Below are 17,921 nucleotides of genomic sequence, written 5' to 3'. Positions count from 1 at the left end.
CCTCTGGAGAGACTCTTTTTAAATAAAGAGCACCGAAGGAGCAAGGTTAATAAAGAATTTTTTATTGACTGAAACTCTCAGGTAAAAGGACAGAGGATAAGGCTAGTTACTTAAATTAATTTTTAAGTATCCTTATTCTCCTCCAAAATTAAAATTTAGGAGGATTTTTTTATGGAAAATTTATTAAATCAAATCGACAATCTTGTATGGGGAGCACCGCTTCTTATACTACTTGTAGGAACAGGAGTGTACCTGACTATAAGGTTAAAACTATTACAAATTTTAAAGTTACCATTAGCTCTTAAGTATGTATTTAAGAAAGATGATGAAATGTCTAGTGATGATGCTGAAGGAGATGTATCAAGCTTTGGTGCATTATGTACTGCTTTATCAGCTACAATAGGTACAGGTAATATAGTAGGTGTGGCTACAGCTATAAAGGCTGGAGGTCCTGGAGCATTATTTTGGATGTGGATAGCAGCCTTTTTTGGAATGGCAACAAAATATGCTGAAGGTGTACTTGCTATTAAATACAGAACAGTAGATGCGAATGGACAGATGGCTGGGGGCCCAATGTACTATATACAAAATGGTCTTGGATTAAATTGGCTTGCTAAGCTTTTTGCTTTCTTTGGAATAGGAGTAGCATTACTTGGTATAGGAACTTTTGGACAAGTTAAATCAATAACTGATGCAGCAAGTATAACATTTAATACTCCAACTATAGTGACAGCAGGAATAGTTACTATATTAGTTGCCTTGGTTGTCTTAGGTGGAATAAAAAGAATATCTAGTGTATCAGAAAAAGTTGTTCCTTTAATGGCTGGTCTTTATGTTTTAGGCGTAGTAATAGTTATTGCTTTTAATATTCATGAAGTTCCAAAGGCTATAGCTTTAATAATAGAAAGTGCATTTAACCCAAGAGCTGCATTAGGTGGAGCGGTAGGTGTTAGTATAATTACTGTTATGAAAAGTGGAATAGCTAGAGGAATATTTTCAAATGAAGCAGGTCTTGGAAGTGCTCCAATAGCAGCGGCAGCAGCTAAGACAAAGTCACCAGTAAAGCAAGGACTTATTTCTATGACAGGTACATTTTTTGATACAATACTTATTTGTACTATGACGGGTATAGTTATTATACTAACTGGTGCTTACTCAGGAAACTTAGAAGGAGCAGCACTTACAACTCAAGCTTTTGAAATAGGACTTCCTATTGCTAACATAGGAACATATATAGTAAACATAGGACTTATGTTCTTTGCTTTTACAACTATATTAGGATGGAACTATTATGGAGAAAGATGTGTTGAGTACTTATTTGGAGTAAAGGCTATAAAACCTTATAGAATACTATATATAACTTTAGTTGGTGTAGGATCATTCCTTCCATTAACATTAATATTTATAGTTGCAGATATAGTAAATGGATTAATGGCGATACCAAACCTTGTAGGTATTATAGGACTTAGAAAAGTAGTTATAGAAGAAACAGAGGAATTCTTTAAAGAAAAGTCTTTAAGTGAGGCTAAGGTAGAATTACAAGGAACTGTTTTGAATTAATATAAATAAAAATCCATGAGCTTTTTAGGCTCATGGATTTTTTGTTATCTTCCTTGGTTTGGAAGTTTACTTCTAACAATATCTTCAACTTTTTTAGGAAGTGCAGCAAGTTCTTCTTTAGTAAGTTTATCTGTATAAATAGGTGGATGAATATATAAGTTAACTTCTTGACCACCCTTTATGAAATAATGGTTTGCTTCCATTACTTTATATGTTCCATCAATAGTAAATGGAAGTATTGGAACCTTTGATTTAGTTGCTAATTTAAAGCTACCTGCTTTAAATTCTCCCATTTTACTACTTCTACTTCTTGTTCCTTCTGGGAAAACAGCCATTGAATATCCTTCTTTTAAGTATTTTATTCCTTCTAATATACCAGCCATAGCTTTTTTAGGATGTTCTCTATCTATAAAAATACCTCTTGAAAAATTCATCCAGTGTTTTAATATAGGCATTTTTTCAAGTTCTTTTTTTGCTATAAATCCTTTTGGTTTATCAATATAGTACATAACTACAGGGATATCCATATTGCTTTGGTGGTTACCAACTAAAAGAACTGGTCCTTCTGGAATGTTTTCTTGACCTTCTACATGTACTTTAATGTTGGCATGGTCTAAGAAGCTCTTAACTATACCTCTAGTACATTTATAAATATATTCTTCACGCTCTTCTAATTTACCTTCTTCTTCTAATTTATTTATTTTCTTAACATCAGGTAATGACTTTATTAATGTCCAAGTATAGCCTTTACCATACCAATATATAGATCTAAACATATATTTCTCCCCTTTAACATTACTAGTTACTAAGTAATATTATAACAGTTTGAAAAAAATATCAAATATATTGCTTAGTAAAAATTTATAATAATAAAAAAATATTAAATATTTACTTATGAGAAAACTTATACTATAATTTACCAAAATAGAATAATTTCTTATCATGAGAGGTGGAGGGACTGGCCCTGTGAAACCCAGCAACCAATAGTTTTATAATTGCAACAATATTTTAAGTATTGATATAGACTTTATACAATTTATAGATAAATTTAATATTATTAAGTCTGTATATAATTAATTTAAATATAATGTTTAATACTTATCTTTAACCATTGCTATGAAACTATATTGGTGCTAAATCCTGCAGGTTTACTGAGAGATAAGTACAAAATTATAATGAGCGATTTTTGCCTAAAGGATTATTTCCTTTAGGCATTTTTTATTTTAGGAGGGATATTATGAAAATTAAAGAGATATTTAATAAGAAGGAATTTGTTTTATCATTTGAGGTTTTCCCACCCAAAGAAACTACTCCCATAGAAAATATATATAATACTTTAGAAAATATACAGGAACTTAGACCGGATTTTATAAGTGTAACTTATGGAGCAGGTGGAAATTTTAAAAGCAATAGAACTATAGAGTTGGCTTCTATTATTAAAAATAGGTATGAATTAGAGGCTTTAGCTCATTTGACTTGTATAGGTGCTAAAAGAAATGATATTGAGGATACGTTGACTGCTTTAAAGAATAGTGGTATAGAGAATGTTTTAGCTTTAAGAGGAGATAAGGGATTAAATGATATAGTTTCAGATTATGATTCATCCATAGATTTAGTAAAACATATTAAAGATTTTAAAGGGATAAATATTGGAGGAGCATGCTATCCAGAAATTCATCCAGAGGCAACTAATAGAAAGGTAGATTTAGATTTTTTAAAGAGAAAGGTTGATGCAGGAGCAGAACACTTAATATCTCAGTTATTTTTTGATAATAATACTTTTTTTGAATTCTTAGAATATTGTGAGATAAAGGGAATAAATGTACCTATTCAAGCGGGAGTAATGCCTGTAGTAAATAAAAAACAGATAGAGAGGATATTATCCCTTTGCAAAGCAAGATTCCCTAAGAAGTTTATGAAGATAGTAAATAAGTATGAACATGATAAAGAAGCTTTAAGAGATGCTGGAATAGCTTATGCAACTGAGCAAATAATAGATTTAATATCTAGCGGAGTTAGAGGTGTACACTTATACACAATGAATAACTCATATGTTGCACGGAATATAGTTAGCGGAACAAGAAATATTATAGATTCGGTCAATAAAAAGGAAGAGGTGTCTTAAGGAACAAAATGAAGATTAATAATATAGATAAAAAAGAGGTTATTAGATATTTAGGCATAAAAGGTGAAGTGGAGGAGTTAGATTTAATTTGTAAATGTATGGAAGAATGTAGGGAGTTGGTTGATTATAGGGTAGCTTATAGAGAATACACTATAGAAGAAAATGAGGTAGGATTAGAAATAAAGGATACAAATAAGAATTTATTAGGTATCTCTATAAAAAAATATTTAAAGGGATGCTACAAAGTTATTTTAATTGGAGTTACATTAGGATATGAAGTAGAAAAGGCTATTAAAAGATATGGGAAGGTAGATTTATTAAAAGCTTTAGTTTTAGATGCTTGCTCTACAGCTGCTATAGAAGGTGTTTGTGATGAAATAGAAAATTCTATAGATGAAAAAGTGAAAGCTAATAAGGAATTCACAAGAGGAAGATTTAGTCCTGGTTATGGAGATTTTCCAATAGAGTTTCAAAAGGATTTTTTAGAACTTGTGGATGCATCAAGGACTATTGGATTAAATGTCACAGAGAGTAATATTTTAATTCCAAGAAAATCAGTTACGGCAATAATAGGGGTAAGTAAGTTTAAAAATAATAAAAATATTAGAAGTTGTGAGCAATGTGGTTTCTATAATAAATGTAATTACAGAAAAGGTGGGAAGAAATGCTATGATTAAAATTTTTGATGGAGCTATGGGAACAATGCTTCAAAAAATGGGATTAAAGGTTGGAGAAAATCCAGAACTTTTTAATATAAAGAATGAAGAGGTTATATTAGAGATTCATAAAAGCTATATTGAAGCTGGAGCAGATATTATAACAACAAATACATTTGGAGCAAATAGAAAAAAGTTAAGGGGGTTAGACTTTAGTTTAGAAGAGGTTATAACAAAAGGGGTAGATATAGCAAAGAAGGCAAGAGGAAATAAGGAGGTTAAAATTGCTTTAGATATAGGGCCCATAGGGGAACTTTTGGAACCTATGGGAATCTTAAGTTTTGATGAGGCTTATGAAATATTTAAAGAGCAGGTGGTAGTGGGAAAGAAAAATGGAGTAGATTTAATACTTATAGAAACTATGAGTGATCTATATGAGGCTAAGGCTGCCATACTTGCTGCAAAGGAAAATTCAGATTTACCTGTTTTTTGTACTATGAGCTTTGAAGAAAATGAAAGAACATTTACAGGATGCATTCCTGAGAGTATGGCAATGACTTTAGAAGGCTTAGGTGTAGATGCTTTAGGAGTAAACTGCTCTTTAGGTCCAATAGAAATGGAGAATATAGTTAGAAGAATAGTAAACTCAACAAACTTAGAAGTGATAGTACAAGCTAATGCAGGTATGCCAAGCTTAGAAAGTGGAGAACTTATTTATAAAGTTGATGAAAGAGCTTTTGGAGAATGTGCAGAGAAATTTGTTGAATTAGGTGTGAGTTATATAGGAGGATGTTGTGGGACAACGCCAGAGTATATAAATGAGATTTCCAGTAGGCTAAAAGGAATAAGACGTAAAAAGAGAGAAAAAGTAAATGTAGGTGGAGTTTGCACACCATCCTTAGTAGCTAAGGGAGAAAATGAAATTTCTATAATTGGAGAGAGAATAAATCCTACAGGTAAAAAAAGATTTAAAGAGGCCTTAATAAATGAGGAGATTGATTATATAGTAAGACAAGGGATAGAACAGGTAGAGGCAGGAGCTAAGATATTAGATGTAAATGTAGGAATACCTGAAATAGATGAGAAATACATGATGGTTAAGATAGTAAAAGAGCTACAGAGTATTTTAGATACTCCTCTTCAAATAGATTCATCAGATCCTAATGTAATAGAGGAAGCATTAAGATATTATAATGGAAAGTGTATAGTGAACTCTGTTAATGGAGAAGAAGAGGTGTTAGATAATATACTTCCTTTAGTTAAAAAGTATGGAGCTATGGTTGTAGGGTTAACTTTAAATAATAAGGGAATACCTAAAACCTGTGATGAAAAGTTAGAAATAGGAAGGTTTATAATAAATAAAGCCTTAGCTTATGAAATAAGCAAGGATAATATAATACTAGATCCGTTGGTATTAACTGTTGCTACAAATCAAAAGGAAGTAAGAGAAACTTTAGATGCTCTTAGAAAAATAAAAGAAGAGCTTGGAGTTAAAACTGCTATGGGTGTCTCTAATATTTCCTTTGGACTTCCTAATAGAGAAAATATAAATGAGGTCTTCTTAGGTATAGCTCTAAATGAAGGACTAGATTTTCCAATAGTAAACCCTAATAAAGAGGGGATAATGAAAACTATTAGAGGTTATGAACTTTTAAGTGGAATTGATGAAGGGGCTAATAGATATATAGAGCATTATTCTCAAAATAAAGAAGAGAAAAAGGGTGAAGAAAAAGTAGTAGCTTCTATAGACTTAAAAGATATAGTAATTAAAGGGAGAAGGGGAGAGGCAAAAGAAAAAACTAAGGAATTATTAAAAGAGAAAGAAGGGATGGATATAGTAAATAGTTACTTAATTCCTGCCCTAGATATAGTAGGAGGAAAGTTTGAGAGAGAAGAGATATTTCTTCCCCAATTAATAGCTTCAGCAGAAACTGTTAAGGAGTCCTTTGAGGTTATTAAATCTTCTATTGATTTTAAGGGAGGAGAAGTTTCAAAAGGAAAAATAGTTTTAGCTACCGTAAAGGGAGATATACATGATATAGGAAAAAATATCGTTAAGGTAATATTAGAAAACTATGGATATGATATCATTGACTTAGGGAAAAATGTAGAGCCTAAAATAATAGTTGAGACTTGTCATAAACATAAAGTTAAACTTTTAGGATTAAGTGCTTTGATGACAACAACTCTTAAAAGTATGGAGGATACAATTGAAATTCTCAAAAAAGAAGGCTTAAAAACTAAGGTTTTTGTTGGTGGAGCAGTTTTGACAGAAGGATATTCAAAGAAAATAGGAGCAGACTTTTATGCTAAGGATGCCAATAAGGCTGTAGAAATAGCAAAACATATATTTAAGAAATAGATGGGAGAACATTAGAGATGAAAGAATTAGATTTACAAAAAGATTTTATAATAGCTGATGGAGCTATGGGAACTAAGCTTATGGAAGCAGGCGTTGATTTGAGAAAAACATCTTCTGAAATATTAAATCTTCATAATAAAGAGTTAATAGAAGAAATCCATAAAGAGTATATAGAGTCAGGAGCTGAAATTATATTAAGCAATACATTTATGTGTAATATAATAAATGCTAAAAAGAATGGATATTCTTTAGAAGAGGTTGTAACTAATGCTCTTGAAATTGGAAAGAAAGCATCAGGAGATAAAGTTTCATTAGCTTTAGATATAGGACCACTTTCATATTACTTAGATGAATATAGTGATAACTTTAAAAAAGTAATTGAAGAAAATACGGAAAGAATAATTAAGGTAGGAAAAGAAATTTATGATTTAGTTTTATTTGAGACACTAGGGAGCATTAAAGAAGGTGAAATAGCAGTAAATAAAGCTAAAACATTAACTAACAAGCCAATAATATGTTCATTCACTTTAGCAGGTAAAAAAGATATAGAAAAATTTTTAGATGAACTTTGTAATAGTTTTAATGATAGTGGAATAAGTGCGTTAGGAATAAATTGTACTGAATATGAACTAATATTAGAAGCATTAAAAATATTAAAGAATAAAACAAAACTTCCTATTATGATAAAAGCAAATTTAGGTATGCCAAAAAGAGTGGAGGGAGAGTTAAAGTATGCTCAAAGTCCATTAGAGTTTGAAGAATTTTCTAGAAAAGCTAAGGAATTAGGTGTGAAAATAATAGGCGGATGTTGTGGAACAACTCCAGAATATATAAGAGAGCTTAGAGATTTAGTATAAGTATTTAAAGCAAATCTAAAATTAAAAATTGGGGAGATCTTTATGGGGAATAATAGTGGACAGAAAAAATTAAATTTAGAAAATCATTTAGAAAGAATTTTTGGAGAATTTCCAGTAATTGAAACAAATAGATTTATACTAAAGGAAATATCAGAAATTTATAGGGAGAATTTTATCGAGATATTTTCTGATAAAGAGGTCATGAAATATTCAGGAATAGAAGTCTCAGATCCAAGAAAACAAGCAGATTTTTATCTTAGAAAAGTTGAGGCAATGTATAATAATAAAAAAGGGATAAGATGGGCAATAATCAATAAAGAAAGTGGCGAGTTTATTGGAGATATAGGCTTTTATAATATAGACTTTTACTCTAATAATACAGAGATTGGATATACTATAGTTAAAAAGTTTTGGAGACAAGGAGTTGCTTCAGAGTGTATTAAAGCTATGAAAAACTTTGCTTTTGAAAATTTAAATATGAATAGAATTATAGCCATGATAGATAGCAATAATATTTCATCAATTAAATTATCAGAAAAACTTGGCTTTCATAAGGATGGAGTATTAAGAGAACATTATTATAATAATAGTAAAGATGAATACATTAGTATATGTGTTTATTCATTAATAAAAAATGATATTAAATATATATAAATAGTTTTTATAAAGCATATCAAAGTTATTTTGATATGCTTTATCTTTTATTAAAAATATATTTATCCATATTTAATTTTTACTTTTAACTAGTTTTGGTTTATAGATATAAATCCAAACTTATTTAAAGCATATTAATTAAAATAGAGGTTAAAAATTAAATAACCTATAAAAAGTCCACTAAACATATAAGATTGAAAATTGAAGAAATGTGTTGTAAACGTATATAATCTAGATATAGTTAAAGAACTTTAGATAAGGGAGAGGTTAGGTATGAAAAAAGTACACGTAGTTTCACATAGTCACTGGGATAGAGAGTGGTACATACCATTTCAAAAACATAGAGTTAAATTAGTAGATTTCATGGATTCATTAATAGATACATTAGAGAATAATGAGCATTTTAAATTCTTCCATTTAGATGGACAAACAATAGCTTTAGATGATTACTTAGAAGTAAAGCCATATATGTTTGATAGGTTAAAGAAATTAATAGAAGAGGGAAGACTTCATGTAGGCCCTTGGTATGTTCTTCAAGATGAGTACTTAATAAGTGCAGAAGCAAATGTAAGAAACATGCTTTTAGGAATGAGATTTGCAAAGAGATTTGGAGAGCCTGTTAAAATAGGATATTTCCCAGATTCATTTGGTAACATATCTCAAGCACCTCAAATATTAAGAGGATTTGGAATTGATAATGCAGTATTTGGAAGAGGAATTACTCCAATAGCATTTGATAACCAAAAAGTTGAAGAAGCTGGAGAGAATGAATACCATTCAGAAGTTTTATGGAAATCACCAGACGGATCAGAAGTTTTAGGAATACTTATGGCTAACTGGTACAGCAATGGTAATGAGATTCCTGAAGATAAGAAAGAAGCAGTTGAATTCTTAAATGATAGGGTAAACAAAGCAGATATGTATGCTACAACAAATCAAATATTATTAATGAACGGATGTGATCATCAGCCAGTTCAAACAAATGTTGGAGATATCATAGATAATGTAAAAGAAGATGTTGATTTCGAATTGGTTCATAGTAATTTAGTTGAGTATATTGCTGATGTCAAAGAAGAAGTTAAGGACTTAAAAGAAGTTACTGGAGAATTAAATGGTCAATTTACTGATGGATGGTGGACTTTATGTAACACAGCTTCAGCAAGACTTTACTTAAAGCAAATGAATAATAAGTCACAAGTTCTTTTAGAGAGATATGTTGAGCCATTAGGCGTTATGGCTGCATTAGAAGGAAAGAAATACGAGAATGATTTCATACTTCAATCATGGAAATACTTAATTCAAAATCATCCTCATGATTCAATCTGTGGATGTAGTATTGATGAAGTTCACCAAGATATGGTAACAAGATTCAAAGCTAGTATGCAAATATCAGAAGAAATGATAGATAGAAGTACTGAGTACATGTTAAACTTAGTAAACGGAACTACTACTGATAGAGAAAGCATAGTTGTATTCAATACATTAGGATGGGATAGAAGTGAAGTTGTAGAAGCTATAATTGATTTAAATAAAGAATCAGGAATAGAAAACTTCAAAGTAGTTTCAGAAAGTGGAGAAGAAGTACCAGCAGTAGTTGAAGCTTTAGGAGAAACTTTCAAATATACTTTACCAAACAATAGATTTAGACAACCTGAGTATGTAAATAGATTTAAGGTTAAATTCTTAGCTAACAACATTAAAGCTTTAGGATTTAAATCATTTAAAATAGTTCCATGTGAAGCAGTAGAAGTTAAAGAGCTTTCTCAAGATTTAACTTTCGAAAATAAATACTTCTCATTAAAATTCAATGAGAATGGAACATTTGATTTACTTCACAAGGGAACAAACAAAGAGTACAAAAACTTAAATGCTTTTGAAGATTGTGGAGATATAGGGGATGAGTATATCTTTAGAGCTCCAGAGAAGGATTTAGTAGTAAATACTTTAGAAGATAAAGCTGAAATTAAAGTATTAAAAGATAATGCTGTAGAAAAAGTAATAGAAGTTAGAAATACATTAGAAGTTCCAGTAGAAGCTATTAAGAAAGAAAGCAGAAGAGTAGAAGAAATGACTGAAATTAAGTTAGTTTCTACAATAATCTTAAGTGAAGTTTCTAAGAGAGTAGATGTTAAAGTGGAAATAGAGAACACAGCAAAAGATCATAGAGTAAGAGCATTATTCCCAACAGGAATAGAGGCAAGTACTCACTTTGCAGAAGGACACTTTGATGTTATAGAAAGAGAAACAACTCCATGGGAAGGATGGCAAAACCCATCTAACTGTCAAAAGCAAACTAACTTTGTTGATGTAAATGACGGTAAAGTTGGACTTATGGTTGCTAATATGGGATTACCGGAGTATGAGGTATTAAGAGATGGAGAGAACACAATAGCAATAACTATCTTAAGATCTGTTGGAGAGTTAGGAGATTGGGGAGTATTCCCAACACCAGAGGCTCAATGCTTAGGAAAGAATGTTGCTGAGTACTCAGTAATAGCTCACGAAGGAGATTATACTGGAGAGAGAGCTTATGAAGAAGCTTATAACTTAAATACAGAAATGTTAGCTCTTCAAGGAGACAGCAAAGGTGAAGACTCATTAATCTCAATAGAAGGAAATAACATTGTATTATCAGCATTCAAGAAGGCTGAGGATAGAGATTCTATAATAGTAAGATTATTCAATATTGGTGATAATGAAGAAAACTTCAAATTAACAGTTAATAGAGATGTTAAGGAAATAAATGAAGTTAATTTAAATGAAGAGGTAATAAAAGCTATGGATGTTAAAGATAATTCTATAGAAAGTATTGCTTCTAAGAGAAAAATCAAGACATTTGAAATTGTACTTTAATACATTAGGAAGAGAGGTTACATCTAAAATGATGTGACCTTTTTCTTTTGTTAATTTAATGTGTCTTTTTCTCGCAAACAGTTGTTTTTGATAATACGGGGTGATATACTTGAGAAAAAGAGATGTTATTCAAAAAAGCATAACTAAGAGAAATAAAAAGAATATTAAAGTTAATTAAGGGATTGATGAGAAGATTATTAAAATTTCTTAATTATGAACATTAATTAGAAGTATAGAACTTACTATTCTTATTGAAAATATTATGTATTGATGTTATTTTATATTAGTGACAAAATAAAATAAATTTATTATTTAATTATTTTTAATGATAATTATTAAGATAGAAGAGGTGAATAATTTCTATGGAAGGAAATTTATTAGTTATAGATAAAAGAGTATTACCAGAGGTTTTTGAAAAGGTAATAAACGCTAAAAGACTTTTGAAAGAGGGAAAAGTTAAAGAAATAACAGAGGCTACTAAGCAGGCTGGTATAAGCAGAAGTGTATATTATAAATATAAAGATTATATATTTGAATTTGTTGAGACACTTCAAGGAAGAAAAGTTATCTTTAATATGGTAGTTACTCACGAAAAAGGTGTATTATCATCAGTATTAAATCTTTTATCAGAATATGGTGGAAATATACTTACTATAGATCAAGGATTACCTATACATGGATTAGCTCATGTAAGTTTTACTATTGATATATCAACTATGAAATGTGATATAAAAGAAATGTTAAGTGAAGTAGAACGTGTGCATGGAGTTGAAAAGGTAGAATTTGTAGCAATGGAATAGTAAAAAGACTTAATTTAGGAAACTAAATTAAGTCTTTTTTTATTATTTTATATAAAAAATATATTAATTATTTTAAAAATCCATAAAATATACATAATAACTAATAAAGATGTATATATGATATTTCATTAGAAAATCATATATTTGAAGGAGGGTTACTATGCAAGTTTATTTTGATAACAGTGCCACAACTAAACCTTTAAAAGAAGTTAGAGATGAAGTTTATAATGCAATGGATGAATACTTTGGGAATCCATCATCATTACATAAATTGGGAGTTAAATCGCAAAGAAAGCTTAATGAGATACAGGAGGCTATATCTAAAAGATTAAACTGTACTAAGGAAGAGATTATATTTACTTCAGGGGGTAGTGAAGGAAATAATATGGTTATAAAGGGCTTAGTGGGAGAAAATAATCATATTATAACTACTGAATTTGAACATTCAAGTGTACTTAATACATATAGAGAGTTAGAGAATAGTGGTATTAAAGTAACATATTTAAAGGTTAATAGAGAGGGGTTTATAGATTTAAAAGAATTAGAAGAAGCTATAAATAAGGATACTGTTTTAGTTTCAATAATGCATGTTAACAATGAGGTTGGAAGCATACAGAAACTAAAAGAAATAGGCAAGATAATAAAAGAAAAAAGTAAGAGAGCAAAGTTTCATGTAGACGGTGTCCAAGGATTTGGTAAGTTTAAAATCGATGTTAAGGCATGTAATATAGATTTTTACTCAGTATCAGCTCATAAGTTCCATGGTCCGTAAAGGAGTAGGATTTATTTATCTGAGAAAAGGATTAAACCTAAAAAGTTTAATAAGCGGTGGAGGACAACAATTTGGCTTAAGATCAGGAACTGAAAATATACCAGGGTATATGGGAATGGTGAAGGCCATGGAAATAGCCTATGATGCTTTAGATGATTCATATAATACTGTAAAAAATCTAAAGGAGTATTTCATAGAAAAGTTGGCTAGAATAGATGATGTAATAATAAATACACCAAGTAGGGAAGAATATAGTCCTTACATATTAAATGTATCATTTTTAGGAACTAGATCAGAGGTTTTATTACATATGTTAGAAGAGGATGATATATTCGTATCAACAGGGTCAGCTTGTTCTTCTAAGTCAGCAGTTGCTAAAGGAAGTTATGTACTAAATGCAATGGGATTAGAAGCAAGATGTATTCAAGGAGCTATAAGATTTAGTTTTTCTAGGTACAATACTTTAGAAGAGGTTGACTATACTATAAAATCACTAGAGAAATCACTTAAATTTTTAAGGAGAATAAAAATATGAATAAATTAATTTTAGTAAAATATGCACCAGAGATATTTTTAAAGGGGCTTAATAAGAAGAAGTTTGAAACTAAATTAAAGAATAATATAAAAAAGAAATTGAAAGATTTAGACCATGAAATAATAACTGACCAAAATAGATGGTTTATAAAGGCTGAGGATTTAGACGAGGCTATAGATAGAGTAAAGAAGGTATTTGGAGTTAAAGAACTTTGCTTAGTTACAGAAGTAGGAGCTACTTTTGATGATATAAAAGCAGAGGCTTTAAGAAAAATAAAAGAGAGTGGAGCTAAAACCTTTAAAGTTGAAACTAATAGAGCAAATAAAAAGTTTCCTATGAATTCTATGGAGGTTTCAAGAGAAGTAGGTGGATATATACTTTCAGAGCTTAAGGATGAAATAGAAGTTGATATACATAATCCAGAGTGCAGAGTATATGTAGAGATAAGAGGAAATGCTTATGTATTTACAGATAAGGATAAAATAAAGGCTGTAGGTGGTTTACCATATGGAATGAATGGAAGCACTATGGTTATGCTATCAGGTGGGATAGACTCTCCAGTAGCTGCTTATATGATGGCTAGAAGAGGAGTAGAAACTCACTGCATATATTACCATTCACATCCATATACTTCCGAGAGAGCTAAAGATAAGGTTAAGGATTTAGCTAAAATAGTTGGAAAGTACACAGAAAAGATAACTTTATATGTTGTACCATTTACAGAAATACAAATGGACATAATAGAGAAGTGTAGAGAAGATGAATTAACTATAATAATGAGAAGATTTATGATGAGAGTAGCTTGTGAACTTTCAGAAAGAAAGGGAATACAGTCAGTAACTTCAGGAGAAAGTATAGGGCAGGTTGCATCACAGACTATGGAAGGGCTTATGGTAAGTAATGATGTGGCTGATAGACCTGTATTTAGACCTTTAATAGCTATGGATAAGGAAGATATAATGGATATAGCTAGAGAAATAGGTACATATGAAACATCAATACTTCCATATGAAGACTGTTGTACAATATTCGTTCCGAAACATCCTAAAACTAAACCAAGAGTTAAGGATATCAGAATACAAGAAGAGAAATTAGATGTTGAAGCTTTAGTAAATAAGGCTATTGATGAAATGGAAATTTACACATTTGAATAAATTAAAGTGTTGGATCCTTTTTTAGTGAGGTTGATTTATAGCTATATCTTCAGATCTTGCTTAATTTCGCAAAGAGTTTCTATTGTATATTCCAGAATAATAGACAATGAAACTCTAATTGCTAATTAAGAGGCTCTTTCATTTATATCTATAAATCAACCCAAGGTTAAAACACAGCCTAAGTTTTAAAAGAATCAAGTTTATGCTTGATTCTTTTATATATGTGTAATTATAAATTTTTGAGTAATAAAAATAGTACAATACTTGATTAAAGTAAGCAAGTAAATTAAAGTTTATATATAAGTAATTTTATGTATATATGTTGCAATAAGTAATTTACACTTAATTTAAGCACAGTATTAATATTTAATATAGAAAAGTAATTACAATTTATATATGATATACAGGCGATATTATAAGGAGGAATTTTTTTATGAGTAGAAGTATAGAAAATAGCGTAGGGAAAATATTTAGACATTTTAAAGGAGATCTTTATTTAGTTCAGGGAATAGTGACTCATTCAGAGACAAGAGAGAAACTTGTTTTATATAAAGCTTTATATGGTGAATGTGGAGAATTTGTAAGACCTTATGATATGTTTTTAGAAGAGGTACCAGCAGGAAAAGAAAATCCTACAGGACAAAAGTATAGATTTCAAGAATATGAGGTTAAAAGTTTAAATAGATAATCTAATTCTTATTGGATTTTTTTGGTGGTTTTGATTTTTATCTATAGTTAAAGATAAAAAATATTTTGATTGAAATTTAGTTTAAATGTAAAACGTAATAGCTCAGAAGGAATTAGAGGTAATTCTTTCTGAGCTATCTTAATGAATAAGAGGTTATAGCAACTATAGCTATAACGAAATGAGTTTAGAGAGTCTTAAAACCCTAAAATAATAACCTCGTACATTTTAGAATGCGGTTTTAAGAGAAGTCTCTCTAAAAGTAGGGGAATAATATAGGAACAGCTGTATAGATTAAATCCTCTACAATAGTATTATTGACAATAATAAAAGTTTATATACTAAAAATATTAAAATTATTTTTCATGGCCAAAAGCTTTTGGTTTAAAATAAAAATCAATAACTGGAACTAATAAATTCATCAATAGTATTGAGTATGAAACCCCTTCTGGATAGCCACCAAATATTCTTATTAAAGTAGTTATAAGTCCACATCCAAAAGCAAAAATAATCTGACCAGATTTAGCCATAGGAGAAGTTGTATAATCTGTTGCCATAAAGAAGGCACCTAAGAATAAACCGCCAGTGAATATTTCATAAAATCCATTTCCACTAAAGAAACCATCTCTACCAATTAAAGTTGTTAATATTAAAACAGTACCAATATAAATTACAGGAATATGCCAAGTTATTATTTTTTTATAAAAAAGATAGGCAGCACCTATTAATATTGCCAAAGCAGAAACCTCTCCTATACATCCAGGGATATTTCCGATGAATGCATCAGTTAAAGAGGGAAGATTTCCTTCACCAGCTTTTAATACAGATAATGGAGTTGCTGTTGTAACTCCATCTAGAGAGAATATGCTAATGGTTTCTGGCCAAGCAGCCAATATAAATGCCCGAGCAGCTAAGGCTGGATTCATAAAATTACACCCAATACCACCAAATATTTGCTTAACTAGTATGATAGCAATTATAGATCCTATACATGCCACCCATAAAGGCGTATTAACAGGAAGATTTAGTGCCAATAATATTCCTGTAACAACAGCACTTAAATCAGAAATAGTAATAGATTTTTTCGTCAATTTTTGAAAAGCATATTCTGATAGAACTGCAGATAATGCACATACTCCAATTAATAGTACGGCTCTTAAACCAAATACTAAAGCACCAACTAATGATGTTGGTATTAAAGCTATAAGAACATCTCTCATTATAGACTGAGTAGAAGCTTTTGCTTTAATGTGTGGAGAGGATGTAACTAAAAGACTATCATTTTCTAGGAGGAGTAATTCCATATTATCTTTTTTAGTATCAATCATTTTCATCACCTCTTTATTTCTTAGAATTATTTCTAATAGATACTTTGGTTTTTCTAAGGTTTTCAACTAATGGAAGTTTAGCGGGACAAGAAAAAGTACAACATCCACATTCTATACAATCCATTCCATTAAGTTTTTGGAATTCATCAAGATTATTCTTTATAGAAAGTTCATTTAATCTTTGAGGCATTAGATTCATTGGACATACGGTTAGACATTTTCCACATCTAATACAATGGCTTTTATGTGAATCTTCAATTTGACTTAGGCAAAGTATTCCTGATGTCCCTTTGGTAACTGGCAAATCAAGAGAGTTTATTGCAAATCCCATCATAGGACCTCCTAATATTATTTTGGAAGGTGTTTTAGAAAAACCACCACAGTATTCAATAACATCTTTAAGGAGAGTTCCTATTTTTACTTTAATGTTTTTAGGAGTTTTTATTGAATCTCCTGTAACTGTAATAACTCTTTCAATTAAGGGTTCATTTTGGACTAAACTTTTATATATTTGGTATACTGTGGATACGTTATGAACTATGCAACCAATATCTAAAGGGAGTTTTCCAGAGGGAACCTCTTTTTTTATTAATGCATAGATTAGGTGCTTTTCTGAGCCTTGAGGATATTTTGTTTTTAATGGAATAACTTTAATTTTAGAGTTATTATTTACAATTTCATTAAATGATTCTATAGCATTGCTTTTGTTGTCTTCTATGCCTATGTAGACAGTAGCTTTAGGAAATAAATTTAAAAGAAAATTTATTCCTTCTATTATTTCTTTGGTATATTCGAGCATTACTCTATGATCGCATGTTAAATAAGGTTCACATTCAGCTGCATTTATAATTATGTGGTTTACTTCTTTTCCATTAGGAACGCTTAATTTTACATGACAAGGAAAGGTAGCACCACCAAGTCCAACAATTCCATAGTCTCTAACTAAGCTTGAAACTTCTTTTAGAGAAGTTTTATCATATGATGGTTGTGGGGTTTCTAAAACTTCATATTTAAAGTCATTTTCTACTATTATGGCTTTACATTTTGAACCATTAAATAAAATAATATCTTTTATTTCATCAACAATTCCAGAAACGCTAGAATGTATAGGAGAAGATACAAAGGCTGTAGAATCACCTATTTTTTGATTAACTAAAACTCTATCACCAACAGATACTAGACTCTCACAAGGAGCACCTATATGTTGGGATAGTGGGAATATTAATTTATTTTTAGGAGCAAAATATTCTATAGGTTTATTATTAGTGAATTCTTTATTATAAGGTAAATGAATCCCTTTTTTAAAGGTAAAAAGGCTCATATAATGCACATCCTTTCATATAATCTTCATATTTTAATACTATGTTTCAAAGAAATAATAAATTACATATTTTTAGTTAACTCTTATATACTTTAATAGAAAAAATATTATGTAAAAATCACAGTATTGAGAGAAGAAAATGTTTGCAAATGAGATTTTTCAAAAAAACATTTAAATTTACAGTTTAATTAAATTTGAATATGCAAAATCATAAGAGTATAATATATATGTTAATAAAATGTTAAGTTAGGAGGGGAAA

The 17,921-nt window shown here is 29.9% G+C and carries 13 protein-coding genes, 1 pseudogene and 2 riboswitches; of the genes and pseudogenes, 11 read left to right on the top strand and 3 right to left on the bottom strand.

Going from position 1 to position 17,921, the window contains the following annotated elements; all coding sequences use genetic code 11:
* Nucleotides 1–96, top strand: a riboswitch (glycine riboswitch).
* Between the two features lie 75 nt (nucleotides 97–171).
* Nucleotides 172–1,560 (top strand): alanine/glycine:cation symporter family protein, encoded by a 1,389-nt coding sequence (locus ACQZHJ_RS10490; RefSeq protein ID WP_430485502.1) that lies wholly within the window; start codon nucleotides 172–174, stop codon nucleotides 1,558–1,560.
* Nucleotides 1,561–1,604: 44 nt separating this feature from the next.
* Here ACQZHJ_RS10490 and ACQZHJ_RS10485 read toward each other — a convergent pair whose 3' ends face one another.
* On the bottom strand, nucleotides 1,605–2,336 hold the full coding sequence (locus ACQZHJ_RS10485; RefSeq protein ID WP_430485501.1) for a lysophospholipid acyltransferase family protein: 732 nt from the start codon (nucleotides 2,334–2,336) through the stop codon (nucleotides 1,605–1,607).
* Between the two features lie 158 nt (nucleotides 2,337–2,494).
* Nucleotides 2,495–2,725: riboswitch (SAM riboswitch) on the top strand.
* 72 nt (nucleotides 2,726–2,797) lie between these two features.
* On the opposite strand from ACQZHJ_RS10485, the gene metF reads away from it, so the two are divergent.
* The 10 genes and pseudogenes from metF to ACQZHJ_RS10435 all read left to right on the top strand — a co-directional run bounded on the left by metF (nucleotide 2,798) and on the right by ACQZHJ_RS10435 (nucleotide 15,016).
* Nucleotides 2,798–3,685, top strand: coding sequence for a methylenetetrahydrofolate reductase [NAD(P)H] (gene metF, locus ACQZHJ_RS10480; protein WP_430485500.1), 888 nt, complete (start codon nucleotides 2,798–2,800; stop codon nucleotides 3,683–3,685).
* Nucleotides 3,686–3,693: 8 nt separating this feature from the next.
* On the top strand, nucleotides 3,694–4,362 hold the full coding sequence (locus tag ACQZHJ_RS10475; RefSeq protein ID WP_430485499.1) for a methionine synthase: 669 nt from the start codon (nucleotides 3,694–3,696) through the stop codon (nucleotides 4,360–4,362).
* Entirely contained in the window at nucleotides 4,355–6,703 is a 2,349-nt protein-coding gene (locus tag ACQZHJ_RS10470; protein WP_430485498.1) for a homocysteine S-methyltransferase family protein, read from the top strand. The genes ACQZHJ_RS10475 and ACQZHJ_RS10470 overlap by 8 nt, the downstream gene beginning before the upstream one ends.
* Before the next feature lie 17 nt (nucleotides 6,704–6,720).
* The gene (locus tag ACQZHJ_RS10465) at nucleotides 6,721–7,560 is read left to right on the top strand and encodes a homocysteine S-methyltransferase family protein (protein ID WP_430485497.1); all 840 of its coding nucleotides are present in this window, start codon (nucleotides 6,721–6,723) and stop codon (nucleotides 7,558–7,560) included.
* A gap of 42 nt (nucleotides 7,561–7,602) precedes the next feature.
* Nucleotides 7,603–8,214, top strand: coding sequence for a GNAT family N-acetyltransferase (locus ACQZHJ_RS10460; protein WP_430485496.1), 612 nt, complete (start codon nucleotides 7,603–7,605; stop codon nucleotides 8,212–8,214).
* Between the two features lie 273 nt (nucleotides 8,215–8,487).
* Entirely contained in the window at nucleotides 8,488–11,067 is a 2,580-nt protein-coding gene (locus tag ACQZHJ_RS10455; protein ID WP_430485495.1) for an alpha-mannosidase, read from the top strand.
* 362 nt (nucleotides 11,068–11,429) lie between these two features.
* Nucleotides 11,430–11,867 (top strand): ACT domain-containing protein, encoded by a 438-nt coding sequence (locus tag ACQZHJ_RS10450; RefSeq protein WP_430485494.1) that lies wholly within the window; start codon nucleotides 11,430–11,432, stop codon nucleotides 11,865–11,867.
* A 160-nt stretch (nucleotides 11,868–12,027) separates the two neighbouring features.
* A pseudogene (locus ACQZHJ_RS10445) lies at nucleotides 12,028–13,174 on the top strand (cysteine desulfurase family protein).
* Nucleotides 13,171–14,328 (top strand): tRNA uracil 4-sulfurtransferase ThiI, encoded by a 1,158-nt coding sequence (gene thiI / locus ACQZHJ_RS10440; protein WP_430485493.1) that lies wholly within the window; start codon nucleotides 13,171–13,173, stop codon nucleotides 14,326–14,328. Before ACQZHJ_RS10445 ends, thiI begins: the two are co-directional and overlap by 4 nt.
* 433 nt (nucleotides 14,329–14,761) lie before the next feature.
* Nucleotides 14,762–15,016 (top strand): DUF1653 domain-containing protein, encoded by a 255-nt coding sequence (locus ACQZHJ_RS10435; RefSeq protein WP_430485492.1) that lies wholly within the window; start codon nucleotides 14,762–14,764, stop codon nucleotides 15,014–15,016.
* Nucleotides 15,017–15,369: 353 nt separating this feature from the next.
* Here the strand turns inward: ACQZHJ_RS10435 and ACQZHJ_RS10430 are convergent, their stop codons facing one another.
* Entirely contained in the window at nucleotides 15,370–16,341 is a 972-nt protein-coding gene (locus ACQZHJ_RS10430; protein WP_430485491.1) for an RnfABCDGE type electron transport complex subunit D, read from the bottom strand.
* A gap of 13 nt (nucleotides 16,342–16,354) precedes the next feature.
* Nucleotides 16,355–17,662, bottom strand: coding sequence for an electron transport complex subunit RsxC (rsxC, locus tag ACQZHJ_RS10425; RefSeq protein ID WP_430485490.1), 1,308 nt, complete (start codon nucleotides 17,660–17,662; stop codon nucleotides 16,355–16,357).
* Between the last annotated feature and the right edge of the window lie 259 nt (nucleotides 17,663–17,921).

Source organism: Clostridium sp. B9 (genome assembly GCF_050509515.1).
GTDB lineage: Bacteria > Bacillota > Clostridia > Clostridiales > Clostridiaceae > Sarcina.
Note: the sequence above shows the minus strand (reverse complement) of the source record. Positions and strands in the feature narration are given on the sequence as shown.